26 protein-coding genes and 1 tRNA gene are annotated in these 24,605 nt (G+C 46.5%); 24 read left to right on the top strand and 3 right to left on the bottom strand.

The window, feature by feature from the left end:
• Positions 1–211: 211 nt before the first annotated feature.
• The 3 genes from WG8_RS25725 to WG8_RS25715 all read left to right on the top strand — a co-directional run bounded on the left by WG8_RS25725 (position 212) and on the right by WG8_RS25715 (position 1,543).
• On the top strand, positions 212–1,162 hold the full coding sequence (locus WG8_RS25725) for a mechanosensitive ion channel family protein (protein WP_007433237.1): 951 nt from the start codon (positions 212–214) through the stop codon (positions 1,160–1,162).
• Positions 1,152–1,376, top strand: a complete 225-nt coding sequence (locus WG8_RS25720; RefSeq protein WP_007433236.1) for a DUF951 domain-containing protein — start codon at positions 1,152–1,154, stop codon at positions 1,374–1,376. Before WG8_RS25725 ends, WG8_RS25720 begins: the two co-directional genes overlap by 11 nt.
• 76 nt (positions 1,377–1,452) lie before the next feature.
• Positions 1,453–1,543: transfer RNA gene (locus tag WG8_RS25715), tRNA-Ser, on the top strand.
• Between the two features lie 555 nt (positions 1,544–2,098).
• Here WG8_RS25715 and WG8_RS25710 read toward each other — a convergent pair.
• Entirely contained in the window at positions 2,099–2,359 is a 261-nt protein-coding gene (locus WG8_RS25710) for a hypothetical protein (RefSeq protein ID WP_007433234.1), read from the bottom strand.
• A gap of 251 nt (positions 2,360–2,610) precedes the next feature.
• Here WG8_RS25710 and WG8_RS25705 point away from each other — a divergent pair, with 251 nt between their 5' ends.
• Positions 2,611–2,976 carry a hypothetical protein gene (locus WG8_RS25705; RefSeq protein ID WP_007433233.1) on the top strand — a complete coding sequence of 122 codons (366 nt, stop codon included), beginning with the start codon at positions 2,611–2,613 and terminating at the stop codon, positions 2,974–2,976.
• Between the two features lie 87 nt (positions 2,977–3,063).
• Here WG8_RS25705 and WG8_RS25700 read toward each other — a convergent pair whose 3' ends face one another.
• Positions 3,064–3,381, bottom strand: a complete 318-nt coding sequence (locus tag WG8_RS25700; RefSeq protein WP_007433232.1) for a hypothetical protein — start codon at positions 3,379–3,381, stop codon at positions 3,064–3,066.
• Between the two features lie 366 nt (positions 3,382–3,747).
• The gene (locus WG8_RS25695; protein WP_007433231.1) at positions 3,748–3,942 is read right to left on the bottom strand and encodes a YjzC family protein; all 195 of its coding nucleotides are present in this window, start codon (positions 3,940–3,942) and stop codon (positions 3,748–3,750) included.
• A 218-nt stretch (positions 3,943–4,160) separates the two neighbouring features.
• On the opposite strand from WG8_RS25695, the gene rpsF reads away from it, so the two are divergent.
• The 20 genes from rpsF (at position 4,161) to WG8_RS25595 (ending at position 24,602) form a co-directional block, all read left to right on the top strand.
• Positions 4,161–4,445 carry a 30S ribosomal protein S6 gene (gene rpsF / locus WG8_RS25690; protein WP_007433230.1) on the top strand — a complete coding sequence of 95 codons (285 nt, stop codon included), beginning with the start codon at positions 4,161–4,163 and terminating at the stop codon, positions 4,443–4,445.
• Between the two features lie 49 nt (positions 4,446–4,494).
• The gene (gene ssb, locus WG8_RS25685) at positions 4,495–4,986 is read left to right on the top strand and encodes a single-stranded DNA-binding protein (RefSeq protein WP_007433229.1); all 492 of its coding nucleotides are present in this window, start codon (positions 4,495–4,497) and stop codon (positions 4,984–4,986) included.
• A 21-nt stretch (positions 4,987–5,007) separates the two neighbouring features.
• The gene (gene rpsR, locus WG8_RS25680) at positions 5,008–5,280 is read left to right on the top strand and encodes a 30S ribosomal protein S18 (RefSeq protein ID WP_007433228.1); all 273 of its coding nucleotides are present in this window, start codon (positions 5,008–5,010) and stop codon (positions 5,278–5,280) included.
• Between the two features lie 536 nt (positions 5,281–5,816).
• Complete coding sequence (locus WG8_RS25675; RefSeq protein WP_007433227.1) at positions 5,817–7,556, top strand: ABC transporter substrate-binding protein; 1,740 nt, start codon at positions 5,817–5,819, stop codon at positions 7,554–7,556.
• Positions 7,557–7,624: 68 nt separating this feature from the next.
• A complete protein-coding gene (locus tag WG8_RS25670; RefSeq protein WP_007433226.1) occupies positions 7,625–8,587 on the top strand; it encodes an ABC transporter permease in 963 nt (320 codons plus the stop codon).
• 11 nt (positions 8,588–8,598) lie between these two features.
• Positions 8,599–9,522: an oligopeptide ABC transporter permease gene (gene opp4C, locus WG8_RS25665; protein WP_007433225.1), complete on the top strand. Its 924-nt coding sequence runs from the start codon at positions 8,599–8,601 to the stop codon at positions 9,520–9,522.
• A 13-nt stretch (positions 9,523–9,535) separates the two neighbouring features.
• Positions 9,536–10,519 carry an ABC transporter ATP-binding protein gene (locus WG8_RS25660; RefSeq protein ID WP_007433224.1) on the top strand — a complete coding sequence of 328 codons (984 nt, stop codon included), beginning with the start codon at positions 9,536–9,538 and terminating at the stop codon, positions 10,517–10,519.
• Positions 10,516–11,487 carry an ABC transporter ATP-binding protein gene (locus WG8_RS25655; RefSeq protein ID WP_007433223.1) on the top strand — a complete coding sequence of 324 codons (972 nt, stop codon included), beginning with the start codon at positions 10,516–10,518 and terminating at the stop codon, positions 11,485–11,487. The genes WG8_RS25660 and WG8_RS25655 overlap by 4 nt, the downstream gene beginning before the upstream one ends.
• 88 nt (positions 11,488–11,575) lie before the next feature.
• Positions 11,576–12,517, top strand: coding sequence for a D-alanyl-D-alanine carboxypeptidase family protein (locus tag WG8_RS25650; RefSeq protein ID WP_007433222.1), 942 nt, complete (start codon positions 11,576–11,578; stop codon positions 12,515–12,517).
• A gap of 256 nt (positions 12,518–12,773) precedes the next feature.
• The gene (locus WG8_RS25645; protein WP_007433221.1) at positions 12,774–13,643 is read left to right on the top strand and encodes a LysR family transcriptional regulator; all 870 of its coding nucleotides are present in this window, start codon (positions 12,774–12,776) and stop codon (positions 13,641–13,643) included.
• 225 nt (positions 13,644–13,868) lie between these two features.
• Positions 13,869–14,417 (top strand): OsmC family protein, encoded by a 549-nt coding sequence (locus tag WG8_RS25640; RefSeq protein WP_007433220.1) that lies wholly within the window; start codon positions 13,869–13,871, stop codon positions 14,415–14,417.
• 20 nt (positions 14,418–14,437) lie between these two features.
• Positions 14,438–15,358 (top strand): ABC transporter permease, encoded by a 921-nt coding sequence (locus WG8_RS25635; protein ID WP_007433219.1) that lies wholly within the window; start codon positions 14,438–14,440, stop codon positions 15,356–15,358.
• 101 nt (positions 15,359–15,459) lie between these two features.
• The gene (locus WG8_RS25630) at positions 15,460–16,971 is read left to right on the top strand and encodes an ABC transporter substrate-binding protein (protein ID WP_007433218.1); all 1,512 of its coding nucleotides are present in this window, start codon (positions 15,460–15,462) and stop codon (positions 16,969–16,971) included.
• 32 nt (positions 16,972–17,003) lie between these two features.
• Complete coding sequence (locus WG8_RS25625) at positions 17,004–17,921, top strand: ABC transporter permease (protein ID WP_007433217.1); 918 nt, start codon at positions 17,004–17,006, stop codon at positions 17,919–17,921.
• Positions 17,922–17,965: 44 nt separating this feature from the next.
• Positions 17,966–18,949, top strand: a complete 984-nt coding sequence (locus WG8_RS25620; protein WP_007433216.1) for an ABC transporter ATP-binding protein — start codon at positions 17,966–17,968, stop codon at positions 18,947–18,949.
• A complete protein-coding gene (locus tag WG8_RS25615; protein WP_007433215.1) occupies positions 18,946–19,932 on the top strand; it encodes an ABC transporter ATP-binding protein in 987 nt (328 codons plus the stop codon). The genes WG8_RS25620 and WG8_RS25615 overlap by 4 nt, the downstream gene beginning before the upstream one ends.
• An 89-nt stretch (positions 19,933–20,021) precedes the next feature.
• Complete coding sequence (locus WG8_RS25610; protein WP_043891437.1) at positions 20,022–21,359, top strand: LLM class flavin-dependent oxidoreductase; 1,338 nt, start codon at positions 20,022–20,024, stop codon at positions 21,357–21,359.
• Positions 21,356–22,687, top strand: coding sequence for an LLM class flavin-dependent oxidoreductase (locus WG8_RS25605; protein WP_007433213.1), 1,332 nt, complete (start codon positions 21,356–21,358; stop codon positions 22,685–22,687). The genes WG8_RS25610 and WG8_RS25605 overlap by 4 nt, the downstream gene beginning before the upstream one ends.
• Positions 22,688–22,705: 18 nt before the next feature.
• Positions 22,706–23,338, top strand: a complete 633-nt coding sequence (locus tag WG8_RS25600; protein ID WP_007433212.1) for an RraA family protein — start codon at positions 22,706–22,708, stop codon at positions 23,336–23,338.
• A gap of 205 nt (positions 23,339–23,543) precedes the next feature.
• Positions 23,544–24,602 carry an LCP family protein gene (locus WG8_RS25595; RefSeq protein ID WP_007433211.1) on the top strand — a complete coding sequence of 353 codons (1,059 nt, stop codon included), beginning with the start codon at positions 23,544–23,546 and terminating at the stop codon, positions 24,600–24,602.
• Positions 24,603–24,605: the final 3 nt, after the last annotated feature.

Genomic DNA, 24,605 nt, shown 5'->3' with positions numbered 1-24,605 from the left:
GTGCCGGTTGCGCTCGCTTTATATAGATCGTTATGCGGGTAACATTTATTCTTTAGATAGTAGCTAGTATATGGATAAGTTTGTGTTTTTATACTTGGGAAAGTAGATTATTCATAGGCGTATGGATAACATCAGTTGATGAGTTTATATTGTAGGAAATAGAATGTGGGAAGATGGAAGAGAAGTTCCCTGGTTTAAGGAGGAATACAGCATGACCTTTATGCATTGGCTGGAGGGCGACACAAGCACAGAAGAGGTAGTGAATGGTGCAATTCACTTGAAGGATGTTGTGTGGAAGTTTATTACAGATGGTGAAATGTGGTCGGCCTTTTTGTTTGTCATTTTGAAAATTGCTATTATTTTCATGATTACACGTATCTTTATTCGGGTTATTAATAAAATTATAGATAAGTCGATGCAGCAAAAGGGAGATAACGGCAGATTCCGATTAAATACGCGACGGTTAACGACTGTTGGGGAGCTTCTAAAGAATGTAACCAATATTGTCTTCAATTTCATTTTGATTATGCTGGTATTGTCGCAAATGGGGATTAATCTCGGACCTCTGATTGCCGGGGCCGGAGTGCTTGGATTGGCTGTCGGTTTTGGGGCACAGAGCCTGGTTAAGGATGTAATCACCGGATTTTTTATTATTTTTGAGGATCAGTTTGCCGTAGGAGACGTCATTCAGACAGGAACCTTCAAAGGAACGGTAGAAATGATTGGGCTGCGTACAACCAGACTGGTGAGCTGGAAAGGAGAGGTTTACATTTTACCGAACGGCTCCATTACGACAGTTACGAACTTCTCCATGTCCAACGCATTGGCGGTAGTCGACGTACCGATGAAGGCGGAGCGTAGTCTGGAAGAAGCGGTTGGCCTGGTCAAGCAGGCAATCCGGGGGATTGAGGAGTCCAATGCGCAGGTGCTGAATATACCGGATGTGCTGGGGGTTCAGTCCATGACTACATCAGAGTATATTGTACGTGTTGTGGCGGAGTGTATGCCGAATACAGCGGCTGTGGTCGAGCGAGATATCCATAATAACATCAAGAAGGCTCTGGAGGATGTGGAATATCGTCAGGCCGTGTTGGAGACGTCGGTAACCCTTGAGAAAGAGGATTACGAGGAAGGAAAAGGGGGAGAGAAGGATGGAGCGTAAGTCGTTTGAGCTAGGGGATATTGTGCAGATGAAGAAGCCTCATCCCTGCGGAACAAATGAAATGGAAATTATCCGTATGGGGATGGATATTCGAATCAAGTGTGTCGGCTGCCAGCATAGTGTGCTGATCCCACGTGCCAAGTTCGAAAAGAATATGAAGAAGGTGCTGCGCTCGAAGTCCAATGCTGACGAGCAGAATTCGGAAACCATTTGAGCTGAGAAAGTGAATCATGATGGACAAGAATCAGCTTGCGTCATGGCTGCAATGATGATATAATAATCCTTGCTGCGGAAAGGTACCCAAGAGGTCCAAGGGGGCTGACTCGAAATCAGTTAGGCGTCGCGAGGCGTGCGTGGGTTCGAATCCCACTCTTTCCGCCACTATACGTAACCAAGCGCTAATACTGCGTTTTCAGTACGATATGTGGAACGAAAGCTATACGATTTACACGAAATTGAGCTAGATGATTCCGATATACCTAAATGAGTCCGTTAACCTCTTACGCTAACCACGCGTAGGAGGTTTTTTAGTATGGATAAACGCACAGGCCGAAAGACAATTGGCGCACGTAAGCCAGTAGTCATGACGCTAATACTAGATAGGTGATCAGCTTGATCCGACGTTGTTAGTTTCAATATGAACCCTCCCATATCACACAAACTAGTTTTTAACTGCATTATTATATTAGATATTTCTATAGAAAAATAAGCTTTATCATTCCGTTCACTTGCACGGAATGATATTGGTACGGAATAACGTAGTTTAAGAAGACGGAAGGTGCGACGAAGCAAGATAAACGGACACATTTGCGTGAGGGCAGCGATGGTGATCAGAGTTTTTGAGATATGTTCTCGTTTAAAGTTGATAAACTTTATGCAAATGCTTTGAAGGACAAAATCAAATATTTGAAAAAACACGCGCTATCCCAAAGTGGATTAGCGCGTGTTTTCTGTGCTTTGAGGGACGTACTGAATGATATCTTCAATACCAAATGTTTTTTCCAAGCCGTGACTATGGGCGATTTCGTTTATTGCATTTAAGATACTGACCAAGGTTTCCAACTTAATGGTTTTTGTATCGCCACTTGCTAAATCAAGAATAGTAGCAGGTCTCGTTTTCGACTCCACCGCGATCTTGTTACGTGTAGCTCCAATCATTTCTAGTGTTTCACTCAATTTAAAATGAATTTGACTCAAGCTAGTAAGCCTCCTTAGAGACATATTATAGAATACTAAATTAGTTATTATTATATCCTACACTACCTACATCGTAAAACTTTTTTCGTATATCTTATTGACATACTACTCACCGAGTAGTACTATTTATATATTATTACTAATAAAGTAGTACTTATTGAGTCTCATTAAGTTTCGATTTACATATTTTTGCTCCATATTATTAGTGAAGAAGGATAACTTTATTTTTATTAGGGAAGGGGAACCGATGTATGAGTAAATCGTTGGGATTGGAATGGGCTTCGATGATATACGGGCCGTATGATTTGCCGCATATGTATGAGATATTCGAAGGGGTTCTATATAAAGGATGCTACTTCTTCTATCTCGACAATGGTGTGCTGTGTCTGCGTCAGGTTCGCAGGTTGGATGAGCCGGAGCACACACATTTGTTCATCGAGGGTGATAGTGCAGGGTTACAACTGGCAGAGGGGATTCGGCGTGATTTGATGGAGGTAGTAACGGACATCATCAGAAATTGGAGGGACAAGAGTGGCCTTACTTTTCTGTTCGATGAATTGCTGTGTCTGCGGGGAAGGGGAGACCTACAGCTCGATCTTGTAAAAAACAAGGGTTAAGCGTTCCTTCTGAGAGGTATATCCGTTACAGCAAAAAATACTCCCGACAGCAGAAAAGATCAGTGCTGTCAGGAGTATTTGGGGTGGTTAGAGTTGGTTTGGCGGATAATGATAGCGTTTTGTTTTTTTCGAACCGGAGATCATCAGAAGAATGGCTGCAATCAAATGGAGGACCCAGCCGATGATGGGAATCCAGGCAAGCAGGGAAGTGAGTATACCCCATACAGAGCCGTAAATCGCTTCCTGATTGCGTAAGGACAGGATGAGTGTCACTGCATGCAGGATTAGCATGAAGCCCAGAGCCGAATAACCTGTCCCTATGACAATGGCTCCTCCCACAATCGGTATGGCAAGCACCAATTCGAATATACCTGATATCCATTTTAGTATTCGAGAATAGCTCATCTTGAAACCTCCGTAACAGTAGGTCTTTGTATTTGGATATATTCTAGCAGAAGGAGCTGAATTAATCTGCATTTTACCAGTATATGCAAAAAGTACGATAATGCAACAAAGGAGGACCCCAAAGGTCCTCCATCGTAGGCGATACATTTTTAACAGGATACGATCTGTCCAATCACATCATGAAACCCGGTGTACTGACAAGCAATACCAGTGTTGAAAAGACAGTGTCCTTTTACACAAACCTAACGCTTCTAATGCCTTGAATGGATCTCCTAACAGTTTGTCCGGCTACGTTGTCCAACGGAACCACACCTCTCTGTTGTACCGCCTAATCATAATATGGCCCAGATTCCGAAGAAATATACATTAGTGAACGCGGGCTTTCGTTTTTTTCTTCCACTTGCGGTTATGGTTGGTGGTTTCCGGAAAAAAATCGCCTCTTTCCAGCGATATTGACTGCGGATTTTGAATTTCGGTGTGAAAGCTTTTTTCGCCCACTTCCATATATACGCCATCATTTGGGACTTTGTCACCTGGCTCGAATTCGGTTTTTTCACCCATGAATTGTACCTCCTTTAGATAAATGAATTTGGACTGCAACGGTTATTGTGCGCTGTCCTGAACAGAAACATGCGGAAGCGATATATAGATGCGTAATTTTTGTTCCAGCAGGTTGCATTCAGTCGCTCGATTTGGTAAACTGTTTTAGTGCGAGTTTAGGCTCGTTCCTTGCTCTCAACCAAGATTGAGGGCCTTATGTCCATAAGGAGGTGTAAAGAATGCGCAAATATGAAGTGATGTACATTATTCGTCCTGACATTGAACAAGAAGCTGTTCAAGCGACAGTCGACAAATTCCAAGGTATCATCTCTAACGGCGGTGGCGAAATTACGAATCACGATGTAACTAAACGCCGTCTTGCGTATGAGATCAAGAAATTCCGTGATGGTTCTTTCGTTCTGGTTAACTTCACAGCAGAGCCTGCTGTTGTTACTGAGCTTGAGCGTATCATGAAAATTTCTGACGAAGTAATTCGTTATCTCATTACGAACGACGTAGCTTAATTATTGTACGTGACTATGTAATGAACAACGCTCAAAGGAGGGGATTGGATTGTTGAACCGTGTCATTCTGATCGGTCGGTTGACCAAAGATCCGGAGCTGCGCTATACACCGTCGGGTGTAGCAGTAACCCAGTTCACCCTGGCTGTAGACCGTCCGTTTACAAGTCAAGGCGGCGAACGGGAAGCGGATTTCTTGCCGATCGTAACCTGGCGTCAGCTTGCTGAAACGTGCGCTAACTATCTTCGCAAAGGTCGTCTGACGGCTGTTGAAGGCCGTGTTCAAGTGCGTAACTATGAGAACAATGAAGGAAAACGTGTATACGTGACTGAAATTGTAGCTGATAATGTACGTTTCTTGGAATCTAACCGCGATAGCGGCAACGGTGGCAGCAATAGCGGTGGAGGTATGCGTGAGGAGTCTCCTTTTGGAGGCGGTAGCAGCAATAGTGGACGCGGGAATAATAACTCGCGAAACAATCAGGATCCTTTTTCCGATGACGGAAAACCGATCGATATTTCGGATGATGATTTACCATTTTAATTGGGAAAGGACTGACAAAGAATGGGCTTCAGACAAAGAGAAGGCGGAGACGATAACAAAAGACCAGCTCGTCGTGGTGGTCGCAACAAACGTCGTAAAGTATGTTTCTTCACTGTGAACAAAATTACTCACATTGACTATAAAGATACAGACCTGCTTAAAAAATTCATCAGCGAGCGTGGAAAAATTCTTCCTCGTCGTGTGACTGGAACAAGCGCAAAATATCAACGTATGTTGACAATCGCGATCAAACGTTCCCGTCAAATCGCATTGCTTCCTTACACTACTGAATAGTAGTGTGATGAAATAAAAAAGAGATGTTCCCGATATTGGGAGCGTCTCTTTTTTTGTGACTTTTTATATTGACAACAAGTGCCATCTATTGTAACTTACTAATAATACAATCCATGTTTAACCATAAGACACAGCAAGTTGTACAATCACTTTCGTGGTCACTCGCTCTCCCTAACTCGCCAGAGTAAGCATTCCGAAACTCGTAATGTTATTTTATATTACATGAAACTTGAATTCATGGTCATTCTCCATAAGAATAATTCATAAAACTTACAAAAATTGATATTTTATAATTTTAAGTTACATAAAAAAAGATATTGACGTGATGTTATTTTACACTTAAGATAAACCTTAATAAAAATGTAATGGTTACCAGTTCACAAAATTGACCAAAGGTCTAAAACACGTGTTTACGCTATCATGTGTGACAGTAAGGAGGATGTACAGACTTACATTTTCAAACCTAAAGCTTTAATGGATTACCGCAGGAATGAGTCAAGCTGTTAAATAAAGAACCGACTAAGGGGGATTAACAGATGGTAATGACGAAGAAATGGGTTTCTTTGCTTATGGTGCTTACGATGGTTGGTGTTCTGTTTGCAGGATGCAGTGGAGGTGCTAATGAGGCACAGCAACAGCAGGGCAATGCGGAAAATAAAACAGAGGGTAATGAATCCAGTACACAAGTGACGGAGGGTGTCATTAAAGCGACTGATCTGGCACAAAATCCGCCGGGAGCAACCAATCGAAAAGATAATATAGTGGTAGGTATGACATCACCAAAAGGGGTATTTAATCCGCTTTTCTGGCAAACAAGTTACGATTTATATGTAGTCAGAACGGTGTTTGATTCCTTTTTGCAGGTGAAAGCAGATGGTACATATGAAAATAGTCTGGCTGATAAGGTTGATGTATCGCAAGATGGTCTAAAATATACATTTCATCTGAAACCAGGTGTAAAGTATAGCGACGGCACACCGGTAACGGTGAAGGATTATGCCTTTGTTCTCAAGGTGCTGCATGATCCGAATTACGACGGTGAAACGGACGTTCTGTCTTTTAAAATTAAAGGCGGGAAAGAATATCACGATGGCAAAGCCAATGATATTTCCGGTATCAAAGTCATTGATGATAACACGGTAGAAGTAACAGTCACAGAAGCAACAGCCTATACTAAAGATTTTCTGGGTGAACAATACTTCATGCCAGAAGCTTATTACGGAAAAGGCTACAAAAAGGGTAGTCTGGATAGCATCAAGGCACTTAATAACAAGCCAATCGGCTCCGGCCAGTATGTGCTGAAGAGCTTTTCTCCAGGCCAGCAGGTCGTATTTGAAGCGAATCCAAACTACTTCAAAGGCGCACCGAAGGTGAAATCGGTTATTTTCAAAACAACGACGGAAGAGACTAACCTGTCCATGCTGCAAACAGGTGAAACAGATATGGATAACGTTACGGTTACCGAGGATAACGTAGAGGAATTGAAGGCTCTGGGCTTTCTGGATGTGCATATTATGCCGACGAACGGCTATGGATATATCGCTTTTAACCACAAAGAAAAGAAATTTCAGGACCCTAAGGTACGCCAGGCTCTAACTATTGGCTTGAACCGCAAAGAGATTGTGCAGGGCGTATATGGCCCATATGCGAATGTGATTAACATTCCACAGTCTACAGAATCCTGGTCTTACACGGATGAAGGCATTAACAAGTATGAATTTGATATGGCTAAAGCGAAGGCTTTGCTGGATGAGGCAGGATGGAAGGCTGGTGCGGACGGTATCCGTGAGAAGGACGGAGAGAAACTGACCATTAACTTCTCTGCGACCGCCGATAATCCCGTTGTAGAAGCGTTGCTGCCGATTATGACGAACAACTACAAGGAACTGGGCATTAAGCTGACGTCCGAAACGCTGGATTTTAACGCAATTATGGATAAAAAGGATACAGGCAAATTCGATATGTTCTTTGCGGCATGGGGATTAACGCCTGATCCGGATACAACGGTTTATATTACGAATGGTGCACAAAATGATATCGGCTATTCCAACAAAAAGGTTGATGAGTTGACGCTTGCTGGCAAGCATGAATTGGATCAAGAGAAGCGCAAGGAGATCTACAAGCAGCTTTATCAAGAGCTGAACAAAGATTTGCCGGTTATCTTTATGTACCAACGCAGAGATATGTGGCCGATTAATGGACGTTTGACCGGCTTTGATATCTCGCCATACAAGGATTTTGAATTCACTTTGCATAATGCTCAGATCGCTCAATAAGGGTTGCCAATCATATGCTCAGCTCTCACGGGCTGGGCATATCACTTTATTCGTCTGGAGGAATGATTATGAAGCAGTACATTATTCGCCGACTGCTGCAGCTCATCCCCACACTTATTGGCATATCCATTATCGTATTTGCGATTTCAGCCATGGTGCCGGGTGATTATATTACAGCCAAGCAGAACCCGAATATGACCGCCGAAAAGGCGCAGCAGCTACGACATATCTACGGGCTGGATAAGCCGGAGTACCAACGCTATTTTATATGGGCCGGTAATATGCTGAAGGGAAATATGGGAGATTCATTACAGCATAAGCAGCCGGTAACGAAGGTCATTGGCAATTATGTATGGAACTCTTTTATTATCGCTTTTTTTAGTCTTATTTTCAGCTGGCTGATTGCGGTCATTGCAGGAGTGTTTTCAGCCAAGTTTCAATACTCGTTGTTCGATAAGTTTGTCACATTATTCATTTTCTTATGTATGTCACTGCCATCATTCTTTATAGGTCTTTTGGTGATCAAAATATTTGCACTCGAATGGGGGATTCTTCCGGTTGGGGGCATGACCACAGCAGGGATGGAGCCAGGCTCGTGGGCTTATATGGTGGATATTCTCAAGCATATGTTCCTGCCGACACTCGTACTTACGATGTTGAGTACAGGCAGCCTAACCCGGTATTTCCGTACAGGCATGCTGGAGGTTATCCGTCAGGACTACATTCGTACTGCACGTGCCAAAGGCTTGAAGGAACGGACGGTTATTTTCAAGCACGCTCTGCGCAACGCACTGATTCCGGCAATCACGCTGCTTGGCTTCGAGCTCCCTGCCTTATTTGGCGGGGCCATGATTCTGGAGAAGGTATTTGTGTGGCCGGGTGTGGGGCAGGTTTATCTGGAGTCAATCAGCATGCGGGACTACCCGTTTATGCTGGGCTTTACCATTTTCCTGGCGGTCCTTACGCTCATTGGAAATTTACTTTCTGATGTATTGTACGGCATGGCAGATCCAAGAATTCGCTTGAAATAGGAGGGATACTCTTGTCCGCAGAAACTGTCACGATTGAACCCAATCAAAAGGCGGCGATCCGTCCTGAAGCGTCTCCATGGAGAATCGCCGTTCGCCGTTTTAACCGAAACCGTCTGGCTTTAGCCGGACTTGTTATTTTGATTCTGATGGTGATCATCTGTACATTTGGGCCGATGATTTCACCTTATCATTTAGATGATTACAAGCTGTCTGACAAGAATTTATCGCCTAATGCTCAGTACTGGCTTGGTACGGATAAGTTTGGTAGAGATATTTTACTGCGTACGATGCTGGCTGGTCGTATTTCCTTGACGGTGGGGCTGGTTGCCACGTTTATTTCGGTTGCAATTGGTGCGACGTTAGGGGCGCTGGCAGGATTTTACCGTAAAAGCGTGGATACGATTATTATGCGGATTGCCGATATTTTTATGGCATTGCCTACGTTGCCGCTGCTTATTATTTTAGGTGCGGTATTATCCGATTTGAAGGTCGATCCGTCGAACCGGATTTATTTCCTGATGCTCATTATCGGGGCCTTGAGCTGGACGAGTTTGTCCCGTCTGGTCAGAGGGCAGATTCTTACACTGCGTGAACAGGAGTTCATGCAGGCCACAGAAGCTCTGGGCTTGAGGGATCGCCGAAAAATATTCCGTCATTTGCTGCCGAACACCATTCCTACCATTATTGTTACGGCTACGCTCGGGGTAGCGGGTGCGATTATTACAGAGTCTGCGCTCAGTTATCTGGGAATTGGCGTGGTGCCGCCTACACCTTCGTGGGGGAATATGATTTCGGCGGCGAATAACCTGATCGACTTCCGCAAACGGCCTTGGATATGGGTTCCGCCGGGCATGTGTATTCTCATTACAGTTGTAGCCATTAACCTGATTGGCGACGGTTTGCGCGACGCACTGGACCCTAAAATGAAGAAGTAGGAGACGAACGTTTATGGAAAATGCTTTGATTGAATTTCGTAACCTGAAAACCCACTTTCATACCTCTAGCGGAACTGTCAAAGCGGTCAATGACGTCAGTTTTAAAATTCGTGAGGGTGAAACGCTCTGTGTGGTAGGGGAATCCGGCTGTGGTAAAAGTGTAACGGCGATGACGATGATGCGGTTGATTGATTCTCCCCACACCTCAGACGGTGAAATCTGGTTTGAGGGCAAAAACCTCTTAACGCTTAATAAAGGTCAAATGCAGCAAATTCGCGGCAATGACATTTCGATTATTTTTCAGGAGCCGATGTCTTCTCTGAATCCGGTGCTAACGATTGGAGAACAGATTACGGAGCCGCTGCTCATGCATACATTAATGAGTAAAAAGGAAGCACGTGCGCGAGCGATTGAACTGATTAGCCTGGTAGGCATTTCGCGGTCGGAGGAAATATTCCATTCCTATCCCCATGAACTGAGTGGCGGTATGCGCCAGCGGATCATGATCGCCATCGCATTAAGCTGTAATCCGAAGCTGTTGATTGCAGATGAACCGACAACGGCTCTGGATGTGACGATTCAGGCACAAATTCTCGATTTGATGCGGGATTTGAAGGATAAGCTGAAAACATCCATTATGCTGATTACACACGACTTGGGTGTTGTGGCAGAAATGGCTGATTATGTGGTCGTCATGTATGCCGGCAATGTCATTGAAGAGGCTCCTGTCATTGAGCTGTTCAAAAACCCGCAGCATCCGTATACTCAAGGGCTATTAAAGGCGAAACCTGTCATTAACCAGAAAATGGATCGACTGTACTCCATCCCTGGTCAGGTTCCCAATCCAATTGAGCTGGAAGAAAATTGTCATTTTCATGATCGGTGTGCGCATTGTATGCAAATTTGCAAGGATCAGGCTCCTCCCTTGAACGAAAGGGAGAATGGTCATAAGGTTGCCTGCTGGCTATATGAGAAAGAAGGAGGGCAACAGATATGAGCGAGCCTTTAATTCAGGTGGAAGGGCTGAAAAAATATTTTCCGATCACAGGCGGGGTATTTCAGCGTACTGTAGGATATGTGAAAGCGGTCGATGATGTATCGTTTGACATTCATAAGGGTGAGTCCTTCGGTCTGGTAGGGGAATCGGGCTGTGGAAAAAGTACGATTGGGCGGACCATTCTCAGGCTGATGGATAAGACGGATGGATCAGTGCGATACAAAGGAGAAGACCTGCACGGGTTAAGCAAGGAGCGAATCCGAGCGCTTCGTCCCAAGCTGCAAATCGTCTTTCAGGACCCTTTTAGCTCCTTGAATCCAAGAATCAAGGTCGGTGAAGCCATCGGAGAGGCGCTGCTGGACCACGGACTGATTGACCGTAGCGAGCTGCGGAAGAAGGTTAACGAAACGCTGAACATTTGCGGTCTGTCCTCGTATCACTATGATCGGTATCCGCATGAGTTCTCTGGCGGTCAGCGCCAGCGGATCGGGATTGCACGGGCTTTGATCTTAAATCCTGATTTTATCGTGGCAGATGAACCTGTGTCTGCGCTGGATGTATCCATTCAGGCCCAGATTATTAACTTGTTAAGCGATTTGCAGCAGGAACGTCAATTGACGTATCTGTTTATCTCGCATGATCTGAGTGTGGTTGAGCATCTGTGCAGCCGCATTGGTGTAATGTATTTGGGCTCGATGGTAGAGCTGGCTTCCAAGGAGGAGCTGTTCCGCAATCCGCTTCATCCGTATACGAAGGCGCTGCTATCGGCGGTTCCGATTCCCGATCCGACGGTCAAGAGACAGCGAATTGTCCTGAAAGGGGACATTCCTTCTCCAGCCAATCCGCCGTCTGGCTGTAAGTTTCATACGCGCTGTCCTATGGCGGAAGCGCGCTGTAAAACAGAGGCTCCGGTATATCGGGATGCGGGCGACCAGCATTTTGTAGCCTGCCATTTTGCTATAGAATAAAAAAAGGCAAGAAAATTGTATTTTTTTTTCGAAAAATTGCAGACAAAATGAATTTTTCATCGTCTAATAAGTATGGGGGTTATTTATGATGATGAAAAAACACTGGTTACGTTGGGCTATTATTGTCCCGGTACTTATCATATTGATTTTTATTACACTTGGACCCCGCCTGTTGGTCGGGAAGCCGGATGTGGATGCAGAGGCTGCTGTACTGATGGACATGCATACCGGGGAATTGCTGATGGATGTGAACGGCAATACGCCTATGCCCTCCGCCAATATGTCCAAGCTCATGACCGAGCTGTTGGTACTGGAGGATATTCGGACTGGACGGTTAGGCTGGAATGACGAGGTGCAAATTAGCCGTTACGCGAGTACGGTGGGGGGGATAAATCTATCTCTACGGTATGGTGAAAGGATGACGGTATCCGAACTGTTCCAGAGTATGGTTGTATATTCAGCCAATGACGCCGCTGTGGCACTGGCAGAGCGCTCGGCAGGCAATGAAGCGGCTTTTGTGAAGCGTATGAATGAGAAGGCTGCCCAAATTGGATTGTCATCCGACAGCCGCTTTAGCAATGCATCTGGAGCAGGGCAGAGTGAACTGGGACCGAATCATCCCGAGGATATTCGTGGAGAAACGAAAATGACAGCAAGCGACACGGCAAAGCTGGCTTCTTACCTGATTGCGTCACATCCGGAGATTCTAAGAACGTCCAGCCGCACGCAAATGGAGTTAAAGGATAAGGGGCTCTACATTAGTAACACGAACTGGATGCTGCCTTCCCTGGCTGGACCGTACTCTTACGCCGGAACGGATGGCCTGAAAGCCGGATATACGAGTGATGCTGGATATTGCTTCACGGGTACCGCAGAGCAGCATGGCAGACGGTTAATTGCTGTGGTACTCGGTGCGCCGAGCAAGGAAGAGCGATTTGAGCAGACACGGAAGCTGTTCGATTATGGTTTTTCGCTGTCAGCTTCTTTTCCGATACGGCTGCAAAATTTGGTGAAGCTGGCTCCACGCTAAGGCAGGAGACTTGATTTTAAAAGTAGGCTACATAGGGGTGTGGAACCTCAGAGTGATGATGAGGAATTGCATATTTAATGACCCCAAAAATGAAAAACTATAGTAGAAGACCCTTTTGCAATTCAGTGTAGGAGGGTCTTTTGTTGTTTTTGGGAATGGCGGTTTGGTATAGTGTGGGGAAAAAGTGTATGTCGCAGAGGAGGAAGAATCATACGATTAGGCACTGGAAGTAGAATGGAAGAAGGAGGGAATGGGGATGGAAGACCGGGATTGGCATTTATTACAGGCTTTATATACACATAAAAATATTACGAAAACAGCCCAGAGCATGTTTATATCACAGCCTGCTTTGACCAGTCGACTCCAGCATATTGAAAAGGAGTTCGGCATAACGATTGTACAGCGGGGAAGGCGGGGGGTTAATTTCACTCCCCAAGGGGAATATATGGCGCTGACTGCTGAAGAAATGCTGAAAAAATATCAAAAAATAAAAGATGATCTGCTAAATATGGAAGATAAGGTTACCGGGACGTTAAGGCTGGGAGCGGGCTTCTTTTTCACTAAAAATAAGCTGCCCAAGGTTCTGAAAATGTTCAAGGAGCGTTATCCTGATGTCGAATTCAAAGTCACGGCGGGGCAGAGTAAAAGAATCCATCAATTGATTTTTAATCAAGATATTCACATTGGTTTTATCCGGGGTCATTATTCATGGAAAGATGAGAAGCATTTTTTATTTCAGGACACCCTGTGCATTGTTTCTAAAAGTGAAATCGATCTGAGCGATCTGCCCAATCGACCTCGAATTGACTATGGTACGGATTATGGACTGAAAGCATCCATAGACAACTGGTGGGCTGAGAATTATTCGGTGCCTCCCTTGGTAGGCATGGAAGTGGATCAGGTGGACAGCTGTCGGGAGATGGTCATGAATGGTCTGGGCTATGCGATTATGCCGAGTATGTATTTTGATGAAGAGGATATTACGAAGGTGGAAATTAAGAATCAGGAAGGGAAGCCTGTTCACCGCAATACGTGGATGTTTTACCATGGAGAGTCGTTGCAATTGAACGTGGTGAAGGCTTTTGTGAGCTTTGTCAAAGATCTGGATTTTCAGAACATACGGTGATGGATAAGAACTGTCATAGCTATTTGATATGGCGGGGCATCAGAAAATTCGATTTTATCGGATATGGTTTCTATATTACAGTAGTATTAAGCATAACGGAGGCAGCACTATCTTGACCGTCTATACAGACGGCTGGAATAGGGCATTATTTTTAATCTAAAAACTCATTAAACCTATGAGTAAAGTTTATTTAATTTTTTTATATCCGATGGAGGCGAATAAGATATGAGTTCATTAAATGAATATTTGGTCCAAAAAAGAGAGGCGGCGATTGCGCTGCATGAAGTGGCTAGGGCCGATCCGAAACCGATCCAATTTTCTGCGAAGGTTCGTGCTGCTGGACGTAGCGGAGTGAGGGAAATTCGGATTCGGGATTATCAGATTATTAGCGACAGTCCAGAATCGTTCGCTGGCTACAGTCTCGGACCATCCTCACCGGAAATTTTGCTGGGGGTGCTGGGAAGCTGCATGACGCATATTACACTGATTCAGGCTGCCAAGCTGGGTGTGTCTCTGGAATCCATCGACGTTGAGCTAGGTGGAGAAGAGCATCCTTTTGCAGGAGAAGAAGGGTTTGAGGATGTTCCGATATATCCACATCACATTCATTACAAGCTACGTATCGTCTCTGATGAACCTGAGGAAACCATTATTGCGCTGCATGCCGCTGTTAAGCGTGTATGTCCAATCTATAATCTGCTGCTGAAATCTCAGGATATTCAGGGAGAAGTGATTCATACTCGAACGGGTGTTGTGAAGGAAGCCCGGAATTAGTTGATAGAGGATGTGAATCCGTGAGTAAGTATATTGGAAAAACGATGCTGCAAGTGGTACCGGTGCTTTTTATTATCACACTGATTGTATTCATTCTTGTTCACGTAACGGGTGATCCTGTGGCGATGATGCTACCGGATACGGCAACAGCTGAGGACCGAAGAATTTTGACTGAGGCGCTTGGTCTGGATCAGCCGCTATATGTGCAGTATTATATTTTTCTCTCTAATTTGGTACAAGGTGATTTTGGCACTTCCTTTCGTTACAGTGAACCCGCGTTGCCCATCGTTCTGGAGAGATTGCCTGCCAGCTTTGAGTTAGCGGCTGCATCGATGATTATTGCTTGCTGTCTTGCTATTCCTCTGGGGATATGGTCTGCGGTGAAGCGTAATTCATTCATTGATATCTTCATTTCGGGTGTATCTGTACTAGGTAAAGCCATGCCGAACTTCTGGGTAGGCATCATGCTGATTCTGGTCGTAGCTGTTCATTTGGGCTGGACTCCGGTATCTGGAAGAGGAGGCTTGTCTCATTTGATCTTACCGGCGATTACATTAGGAACAGGGATAGCGGCGGAAATGACCCGATTAATCCGTTCCAGTATGCTGGAAATCATCGGACAGGACTATATTCGAACCGCCCGCAGCAAGGGAATTAGGGAAATGATCGTGATCAACAAGCATGCCTTGCGCAATGCGTTAATTCCGGTAGTGACGATAACCGGGCTGCAATTCACTAATTTGGTAGGCGGATCACTCGTGACAGAGACTGTATTTTCTTGGCCCGGTATGGGGCAACTGATTGTGCAGGCTATTAATACTCATGATATGGCGATCATTCAGGCTTCGGTATTCGTGATATCTATTCTGGTCATTTTGATCACAGTGATTACGGATATTGCTTATAAAGTTCTCGACCCTCGTATTAAGTACAATGAATAACAGCGAAGTCTCTATTTTTTTAAATTTTAAACCAACTAAACAAGTGGAAAAAATAAGTTTTAGAAAAATCGAAGAAAAATAGAAGAGGCAGGTAGAAGAGGATGCGGAAAATAGCTTGGGTATGGCTAATGATTGTTTTGGCGGTGACGGGATGCGCGAGCACGAACGGATCAGGACAGGAGAAGACGCTGACCATCGGTAACACGATTGATAACGTAACGTTCGATATCCACGATCATGGAAACACGCAGACAGAATCGATTCATGTCAATATGTTTGAATATTTGGTTAAGAAGGACGGCAATGATCCGCAAAAAAAACTACCGGGCCTCGCTACATCCTGGAAGCGAACGAATGACAAGACATGGAGATTTGAGTTGAGAAAGGGGGTCAAATTCCATAATGGAGATCCATTCACCGCCGCAGATGTGAAATTTACACTGGAACGCGTAGCTAAAGATAAATCGCTGGTGGATTATTCGGCTTATTCCGGTATTCAGCAGGTGAACGTTATTGATGATTATACCGTGGACATCATTACGAAAGGACCTGACCCAATCATGTTGGCCCGCTTAAGCAGAATTAGCTCGGGAATCCTGCCTGCAGCCTATTTTCAGAAACAAGGTGTAGAAGGATTCATTCGGAATCCGGTGGGCACAGGCCCGTATAAGTTTGATAAATGGATTAAGGACGACCGTGTGGAACTGGTTAAAAATACAGACTATTACGGAGATAAGCCTCAATGGGATCGTCTGGTGTTCCGTACGATTCCTGAATCCACGACCCGCATATCCGAGCTGTTGACAGGCGCTATTGATATTGCCGTCATCATCCCGCCCGGGGATATCCAGCGTGTACAGGATAGCGGAACAACCTACTATACCGATAAGGATAGCGCGCGGGTCCAAAGCTTGCTGGTGCGTCAGACACCCGGAGTCGTAACCGCTAATCCCAAAGTGCGGGAAGCTATTGAGTTGGCTATTGATAAGAAGGCACTCGTAGACAATGTACTTGGTGGGGCAGGGGTTCCCACACAGGAGGCGATTGGTCCAGGTGTTCTGGGACATGACCCCAAGCTGTTCAATACGAATGTCTATAATCCTGAACGTGCCAAGCAATTATTGGTGGAAGCAGGGTATCCGAATGGAGTGGAGCTGACGTTGAGCAGCCCGGCCAGTACGAAGGAGGTCGCGGAGACGATCGCTGCATATTTGACAGAGGTCAACTTCAAGGTGAAGCTTGAAATTCTGGAACAGACGCAATATAAACAACGGGATAACTCCAACACCTTTAAGGAACTGGCACTTCAGGGTAAAGGCAATTCCATGTTTGAGTCACCGCTTCCGCTGGAAGTATTTACAACGGAAAATGCCAAAGGCCAGACCGATTATAGCAATTCGGAGGTCGATAAGCTTCTGAAAGACGCTTCTACCAATCTGGATGACCAGAAGAGAGCAGAGCAGTATCAAAAAGTACAGGAGATTCTGGCGGTGGATCGCCCTCGAATTTTCTTGTACCAGAACAAATTCAACTATGGTGTCAATAACCGGGTGGAGTTTACTCCACGTGTGGACGAGATGTTCTATGCAGATGATATCAAGTTGAAAGAATAGTCGGATAAAAAGGAAATGGGGGTGGTATGAGCATGTCTGAATCTGTTCAATCCAAGGCTGCTCTTGCTTTGCCCGTACAAAGCGTGGGTACACAAGGATTGCTGAGGAGGGGTCTGAGCTATCTGTTTCAGAGCAAGACGGGTTTTCTAGGCTTGATTGTTCTTGTCATTATTGTATCTATTTCTGTGGCTGCACCCCTGATTGCTCCTCATGATCCGGCTCAGACCAACATCGCGCGGAAGCTACTGCCACCGGCATGGATAGCAGGAGGAATGACTGAATTTCCGCTGGGGACAGATAGTTTGGGCAGAGATATTTGGAGCCGAATCGTGTACGGGTCCCGTGTCTCGCTAATCGTGGGTTTCTGTTCCGTAGGTATTTCGGGTGCTATTGGCATTATTCTGGGACTGATCTCGGGATATTACGGCCGCTGGGTGGATGCGTTCATTATGCGGATTGTAGATGCCTTTCTGGCTATACCCACGATCCTGTTTATGATGCTGTTCATGCTGGTGCTCGGGCAGGGATTGGGAACGTTGATTTTTGTAATTGGGATAACCGGCTGGGTGGGCTATACAAGAATGGTACGGAGTGAGGTTCTGAGTGTACGTGAGCGTGATTATGTACGCGCGGCAAGAGTGGTCGGTGCTGAAGATTTCCGAATCATACGAGTACATGTGCTGCCTAATGTGATTTCTTCTTTTATTATCATTTCTACGCTTAGCATAGGTCGGGTGATCATTTCTGAGGCGGCTTTGAGCTTCCTTGGATTGGGCATTCAGTCGCCTGCTGTATCGTGGGGAGGAATGTTGAGTGATGGTCGCCAGTATTTAGCTACAAGCTGGTGGGTGGCTACTTTTCCGGGTATTGCTATTACGATTACCGTGCTCGCCATTATATTTGTCGGAGATTGGCTAAGAGATTGGCTTGATCCCAAGCTGGATGTATAGCAGTGCAACTGATGGTTCGGCATAGGCAGGAAAGGAGGGATAGAATGCCAGAAATGTTGCTGGAGGTCAAAGATTTGCAGACCTCGTTCATGACGAAGTCTGGTGTGGTCCCGGCAGTCAATCGGGTATCGTTCCATGTAGCCAAGGGAGAAACGCTGTGTATTGTCGGTGAATCAGGAAGCGGCAAAAGCGTGACCTCGTTGTCCATCATTGGATTGGTAAATCAGCCGGGGAAGGTCGTAGGAGGCGAAATTGTACTGGAAGGCTGCAATTTGTTAGAGCTGAAGCCCAAAGAAATGCGTAAAATTCGCGGTAACGAAATTTCGATGATTTTTCAGGAGCCTATGACCTCGCTGAATCCCGTGTTTACGATAGGCAGCCAAATTTCGGAGTCACTACGAACTCATACAGGATTGAGCAAACAGGAGGCCAAGGCCAGAAGCATCGAGATGCTGAAGCTGGTTGGCATTTCTCATCCGGAAAAGGTCATTCATTATTTTCCTCATCAATTATCGGGCGGTATGAGACAACGAGTCATGATTGCGAGCGCCTTGTCCTGCCACCCCAAGCTGCTCATTGCGGATGAGCCTACAACAGCATTGGATGTAACCATTCAGGCCCAAATCATGGACCTTATCGGGCAACTGAGCGGCACGCTGGAGATGAGCGTCATCTGGATTACCCATGATCTGGGCGTGGTGGCTGAAATGGCAGACCGGGTTGCGGTGATGTATGCCGGTGAAATTGTGGAGGAAGCGTATGCAGTTGATTTGTTTGACCGTCCGCTTCATCCGTATACGATAGGCCTGATGCATTCGCTACCCCGAATGGATGGATATCAGGAGGAATTATATTCGATCCCCGGGACAGTACCTCATATGTCGCAACTTCCGAAAGGGTGTGCCTTTCAATCACGTTGTCCTGTGGCGACAACCAGATGTATGTTGGATAAGCCAGAGCTGGAACAGGTGGAGGCAGGCCATGTCGTACGTTGTTTTTATCCCGGCGCTAAAGGGGAGGTGCTATGAGCTTGGTCATTTCGGAAGAGAAGCCTTTGCTTGAGGTCAAGGACTTGAAAAAATATTACCCAGTGAAAACAGGATGGTTATCACGCAAAACCGGTTATGTTCGAGCAGTGGACGGTCTTAGCTTTTCGGTTAACCGGGGAGAGACGCTGGGTATTGTCGGTGAATCGGGTAGCGGGAAAACGACTCTGGGACAGATGATTTTACAATTGCAGGAGCCGACAGGCGGTGAAGTCTGGTTCGACCAGTGTAAATTAACGGGGATGAGCGGTAAGGCATTGCGTCATGTTCGAGCCGATTTGCAGCTTATTTTTCAGGACCCTTACGCTTCTCTGAATCCACGAATGAAAATTAAGGATATTATCGCAGAGCCGCTGATCATTCGCGGGGAAACAGAAGGATTGCAGTTAAGAAAGCGAATTAGCGAATTGATGGAAATTGTCGGCTTGAGAGAGCATCATCTGAATCGGTATCCGCACGAATTCAGTGGTGGACAGCGGCAGCGGATCGGAATCGCCCGGGCATTATCGCTAAACCCAAAGCTGATTGTTTGCGACGAGGCGGTTTCGGCGCTCGATGTTTCGATTCAGGCTCAGATATTAAATCTATTGAAAAGGCTGCAAAAGGAATATCAGCTAACGTATATTTTTATTGCTCATGGTCTCGCTTCCGTCAAATTCGTCAGTGAACATATAGCTGTCATGTATTTGGGCAGGATTGTTGAAATGGGGCAGAAGGATGAGTTGTTTGCTCGCCCCAAACACCCGTATACGAAGTCATTACTGTCGTCCATTCCTGTATCTCATCCCCGGGAAACCAAGGAGAGGATTTTGTTGAAGGGCGACATTCCAAGTCCGATTAACTCGCCAAGCGGTTGTAGCTTTCATACTCGTTGTCCGATGGCTCAGGATATTTGCAAAAGTCAGATTCCAGTCTTCGAGCAGCATACAGATAAGCATGGCGTAGCCTGCCATTTTCCAATGTGAGTGACGATGTAAGCAACACATACAGGAACAATGTGGAAACTCAAATGAACCAGAACATGAGGTGAGGGAAAGTGAGTTATCAACGTCAAATGATTTTGAATTTTTTTATGAATAGTACAGGCTTTCATGAAACCGCGTGGAGGCATCCTCTGGCAGAGCCGGCGGGGATTACGGATTTTTCCTTGTATAAGAAGATGGCGCTTATTGCAGAACAAGCCAAATTCCATACGATATTTTTGGCAGATTCCTACGAACTGGGCGAGAAAGTCAAGCATCAGGCATTAAACCGTCTGGAGCCGTATACGCTGCTGGCGGCTCTAGCTGCGGTAACGGAGCGCATAGGGTTGGTGGCTACGGTATCTACTTCTTATACAGAACCTTTTCACACAGCCCGTTTGTTTGCTTCGCTGGATCATTTGAGTCAGGGGCGTGCAGGCTGGAACATTGTGACGACAGGCATCGGCAACACGCACCTGAATTTCAGCAGAGAGCAGAATTTTGAACACACGGAGCGCTATGAACGGGCCTTGGAATTTGTACAGTTGACAACCAAGCTGTGGGATAGCTGGGAAGACGATGCGCTGCTGTTTAACAAAGGCGAGGGACTATATGCCGATACGGACAAAATCCATGCGATTCGCCATAAAAGCGAGCGCTTCTCGGTCGAAGGCCCGCTGAATCTTCCGCGTCCTCCGCAGGGCTATCCGGTGCTGGCACAGGCGGGTTCGTCGGAGGATGGGAAGGAACTGGCCGCCCGGACGGGAGAAATGATCTACACGGCCCAGCAGACGTTACAGGATGCACAGGCGTTCTATGCTGACGTGAAATCTAGAGTCGAGAAATACGGACGTAATCCAGAGGATGTCAAAATCGTACCGGGTTTTAGCTTGATCGTCGGAGCTACTGAATCTGAGGCGAGAGAGAAGGAGGCTGAGCTGCGTGAGTCGGTTATTCCCGAGCTTGGTCTACAGCGGTTGTCTAAGCGACTGAAGGTGGATTTGTCCGCCTATCCGCTGGATGGTCCGGTTCCGCAGTTGCCTGACCCTGCCACCATTAATGAGAACCGGAGTCGGTTTGAATTGATGAAAAATATGATCGAAACCGAAAAGCTGACGATCCGCCAATTGATCGAGAGAGCCTCCGGGGGCAATGGCCACCGTACCTTTGCCGGGACGGCTGTCCAGATTGCCGACGAGATGGAGGAATGGTTCAGTCAGGGAGCCTGTGACGGCTTTGTAATTCGGCCGCAGCAGTTGCCGACCGGGCTAGAGGATTTTGCCCGCCTTGTCGTGCCTGAGCTGCAACGCAGAGGATTATTCCATACGGAGTATGAGGGAAGAACCCTGCGTGAGAATCTCGGTCTATCCCGGCCGACGAATCAATTTACTGCCAATCCACAGGAGGGGAAAGGAGTTCTTCATACATGAGCGAAGGAAGAAAGCTGAAATTCGGATTATTCATTCAGGGTGCAGGCCACCATACATCAGGCTGGCGGCATAAAGATGCCCAATCGGGAAGTGAAAATTTTGAATTGATCAAGCAACTGGCTCAAACAGCCGAGCGGGCCAAGCTGGATATGGTTTTTCTCGCTGACGGTCTGATCACGTCTCCCGATGCTTCGGCATCCGTCGTTGCCCGTTTTGAACCGATTACATTGCTGGCTGCCTTATCTACGGTCACCAGCCGGATCGGTCTTGCTGTCACAGCCTCAACGACTTATTACGATCCTTTTAATATCGCCCGCTTGTTGGCATCTGTGGACCAACTGAGTCAGGGGCGAGCAGCATGGAATGTCGTCACAACCTCATCACCTGAAGCGGCCAAAAACTTTTCGCGGGAAGATCACCCGGATCATCATTTGCGTTATGAACGCGCTGCGGAGTTTGTCGAGGTCGTCAAAGGGCTGTGGGATAGTTGGGAACAGCAGCCCTACATTGTGAATAAAGAAACGGGAGAGTACATCGACAAGAGCAAACTGCATGAGCTGAATCATGAAGGCACATTTTTCTCCGTAAAAGGGCCGCTTAATGTCACGCAAAGTCCTCAAGGGCATCCAGTCATTATTCAGGCAGGATCATCTGGCCCGGGTCAGGATCTCGCTGCACGAATCGGTGAAGTGGTGTTTACGGCACAGCAATCCTTGGAGGATGCACAGCAGTTCTACAGTCATCTGAAAGCGCAACTGCCCAAATATGGTCGTGCCGCTGAGCATCTACATATCATGCCAGGACTGCTTCCGGTTATCGGTGCCACAGAGAAGGAGGCTCATGAAAAATATGAATATTTGCAAAGCTTTATTGATGACTCCTTCGCGTACGACTCCTTGTCGGAGAGATTTCAGTATGATATGAGGGCTTATTCTTTGGATGAGCCGGCTCCGGATATTCCGGAAGCGGACGGGCGAAAGAGTCGTCCTCGGCTGCTGCTCAAGCTTGCACGCGATAAGGGGTACACGTTGCGCCAACTGTACAAGGAGGTTGCCGGAGCACGTGGGCACCGCATTGTGACGGGCACGCCTCTGCAAATTGCGGATCACATTCAGCAATGGTTTGTGGGATATGCCGCCGATGGGTTTAATATTATGCCGCCTTATGTACCGGGTGGGTTGGATGAATTTGTGGACGGTGTAATCCCTGAACTTCAGAATCGCGGGTTATTCAGGACAGAATACGAGGGCAGCACGTTGCGGGAGCATCTAGGCTTACCTGTCCCGGTAAACCGCCATACGCGCGGGCTTCACAATAACCAAAAGTAATCAAGAGGAGAGAACGATATGTCGAGCATAGACCAGCCATTTAAGGAGCTTCCGACAACCAGTATTTCAGATGTTCTGGGCGGATTAACCAATCTGGATTATGATATTAAGCCGATACACGGGCATTGTAAGATTGCGGGCAGAGCATTTACCGTTACTATACCTGCGGGAGATAATTTGGCCGTGCTTCGGGCCATTCGGGAAGCTAACCCCGACGATGTGTTGGTTATTGACGCCAAGGGAGATACCAGCCGTGCGGTTGCGGGTGATTTTGTGGCAGGATTGGCGCAGACACTGGGATTGCAGGGGATTGTAGTGGACGGCGTGATTCGCGATATTGAAGGAGTCCGCACGCTGAACTTCCCCATTTTTTCCAGAGGAACTACGATTGCCTCAGGCAGCAAATATGGTGGAGGCAAAACGAATGTACCCGTATCGGTTGGCGGAGTTAGTATTCAACCTGGAGACTGGATTATCGGGGATGTCGACGGCGTCGTGGTTGTTCCGCAGGGGATGGAGCAGCAGGTGGCTGAAGAAGCGAGGCTGAAGTATGTTCAGGACCAGCGGCGGGAGACAGAAGTGTCCGGTAATAAGGAAGCAGCTCTGCGTTATCTGGACAAAGTGCTCGGATTAGGCGCAGGCTCCATTTAATTATACACATACAGAAAAACCATCTATCCCTTTAGAGGACCAATAGATGGTTTTTTTGTATGTGTACTTTATAGCATGTTACGCTTTTTGACAACAAGGCAGCAGACCTTTTATGCTTTGAGGGGAAGCCTCCGCTTCATGAGGGATCTATTCGGTCTAATGAGAGATGGGATTTGTGAAGGAGAGAAGGAAGGAAGAACCTGTTATGGAGAGAAGACATAAGAGAAGGACCAGCGGCAAGCCTCAAAAGAAAAAAAGGTTTACCGCCCTATATATTTCATGTATTGTTTTATTTCTGGTCGCAGTGGGAGGGTATCTGTTCCGCAAACAGTTAACACTGGTGGCTTTTGACTGGTTTGTATCTCCGACGTTGGAAAGAAAATTGGAGAAGTCCTATCAGCCGCGCCTGTCTGGAGAACAGAAGCAGCAGGAGACGGTGGCTTACCATCAGGAGCCGTTTTCGGTGCTGCTGCTGGGTACCGATCAGAGGCCAGACGAAAAGGCGCGCGGTCGCTCGGATACCGTTATGTATGCGGTAGTACGGCCTGCGGAATCGCGTGTGCTGTTGATTTCCATCCCCAGGGATACGTATGTACAGATTGCCGGACATGATCCGAATCGCGATGGTGAGGATGATTTTGATAAATTGGGGCACGCTTATGCGTTCGGAGGCGAAGATATGTCCATGGCTACGGTAGAGAAGCTGATGGAGCATAAGGCCGATTATTATGCTACGATTAATTTCCAGGGTATTCAGGATGCCGTGAATGCAGTAGGCGGAGTTGTGCTTCCAATCGACAAGCCGATTGAGAACAAAAATCCGCTGCATATCCAGTTTCGCATAGAGGCGGGGAAGCCGCTTTATAATGGTGAAGAAGCCATGTATTATGTTAGATATCGGGAAGATAGTGACTTTAACCGTACGAAGCGGCAGCAAATTTTTCTGAATGCTATGGCAGATAAGCTGCTGAATATCAACGGAATTTCCAAAATTCCGGAACTGCTCGATATTATGGGCGCCAATTTCAAGACCGATATGGAGCCTGCTTTTATTACAGGGCTCGGCAAGCAGGCTATTACGCAGGGTGAACCGCAGATCTCAAGTTTTACGATTACGGGGGAAGGGTTCAAGAAGAAGGGCGTGTATTATGATCGTGCCAATGAACAAGAGCTGGAATATGCCAGGCTTCTGATCGCGAATTGGCTGGATTCCGGTACAACCCCGCAGACGCTGAAGCTTCCCGACAAGCAGGACATTCAGTGAGTA

It is taken from the genome of Paenibacillus sp. Aloe-11 (assembly GCF_000245715.1).
Lineage (GTDB): Bacteria > Bacillota > Bacilli > Paenibacillales > Paenibacillaceae > Paenibacillus > Paenibacillus kribbensis.
This window is presented reverse-complemented; position numbering and strand designations above follow the sequence as displayed.

Coding starts and splice junctions, on each gene's coding strand:
- WG8_RS25725 (WP_007433237.1), top strand. CDS start 212: ATGACCTTTATGCATTGGCTGGAGGGCGACACAAGCACAGAAGAGGTA.
- WG8_RS25720 (WP_007433236.1), top strand. CDS start 1,152: ATGGAGCGTAAGTCGTTTGAGCTAGGGGATATTGTGCAGATGAAGAAG.
- WG8_RS25705 (WP_007433233.1), top strand. CDS start 2,611: ATGAGTAAATCGTTGGGATTGGAATGGGCTTCGATGATATACGGGCCG.
- WG8_RS25700 (WP_007433232.1), bottom strand. CDS start 3,381: ATGAGCTATTCTCGAATACTAAAATGGATATCAGGTATATTCGAATTG.
- WG8_RS25695 (WP_007433231.1), bottom strand. CDS start 3,942: ATGGGTGAAAAAACCGAATTCGAGCCAGGTGACAAAGTCCCAAATGAT.
- rpsF (WP_007433230.1), top strand. CDS start 4,161: ATGCGCAAATATGAAGTGATGTACATTATTCGTCCTGACATTGAACAA.
- rpsR (WP_007433228.1), top strand. CDS start 5,008: ATGGGCTTCAGACAAAGAGAAGGCGGAGACGATAACAAAAGACCAGCT.
- WG8_RS25675 (WP_007433227.1), top strand. CDS start 5,817: ATGGTAATGACGAAGAAATGGGTTTCTTTGCTTATGGTGCTTACGATG.
- WG8_RS25670 (WP_007433226.1), top strand. CDS start 7,625: ATGAAGCAGTACATTATTCGCCGACTGCTGCAGCTCATCCCCACACTT.
- WG8_RS25660 (WP_007433224.1), top strand. CDS start 9,536: ATGGAAAATGCTTTGATTGAATTTCGTAACCTGAAAACCCACTTTCAT.
- WG8_RS25655 (WP_007433223.1), top strand. CDS start 10,516: ATGAGCGAGCCTTTAATTCAGGTGGAAGGGCTGAAAAAATATTTTCCG.
- WG8_RS25650 (WP_007433222.1), top strand. CDS start 11,576: ATGATGAAAAAACACTGGTTACGTTGGGCTATTATTGTCCCGGTACTT.
- WG8_RS25645 (WP_007433221.1), top strand. CDS start 12,774: ATGGAAGACCGGGATTGGCATTTATTACAGGCTTTATATACACATAAA.
- WG8_RS25640 (WP_007433220.1), top strand. CDS start 13,869: ATGAGTTCATTAAATGAATATTTGGTCCAAAAAAGAGAGGCGGCGATT.
- WG8_RS25630 (WP_007433218.1), top strand. CDS start 15,460: ATGCGGAAAATAGCTTGGGTATGGCTAATGATTGTTTTGGCGGTGACG.
- WG8_RS25625 (WP_007433217.1), top strand. CDS start 17,004: ATGTCTGAATCTGTTCAATCCAAGGCTGCTCTTGCTTTGCCCGTACAA.
- WG8_RS25620 (WP_007433216.1), top strand. CDS start 17,966: ATGCCAGAAATGTTGCTGGAGGTCAAAGATTTGCAGACCTCGTTCATG.
- WG8_RS25615 (WP_007433215.1), top strand. CDS start 18,946: ATGAGCTTGGTCATTTCGGAAGAGAAGCCTTTGCTTGAGGTCAAGGAC.
- WG8_RS25610 (WP_043891437.1), top strand. CDS start 20,022: ATGATTTTGAATTTTTTTATGAATAGTACAGGCTTTCATGAAACCGCG.
- WG8_RS25605 (WP_007433213.1), top strand. CDS start 21,356: ATGAGCGAAGGAAGAAAGCTGAAATTCGGATTATTCATTCAGGGTGCA.
- WG8_RS25600 (WP_007433212.1), top strand. CDS start 22,706: ATGTCGAGCATAGACCAGCCATTTAAGGAGCTTCCGACAACCAGTATT.
- WG8_RS25595 (WP_007433211.1), top strand. CDS start 23,544: ATGGAGAGAAGACATAAGAGAAGGACCAGCGGCAAGCCTCAAAAGAAA.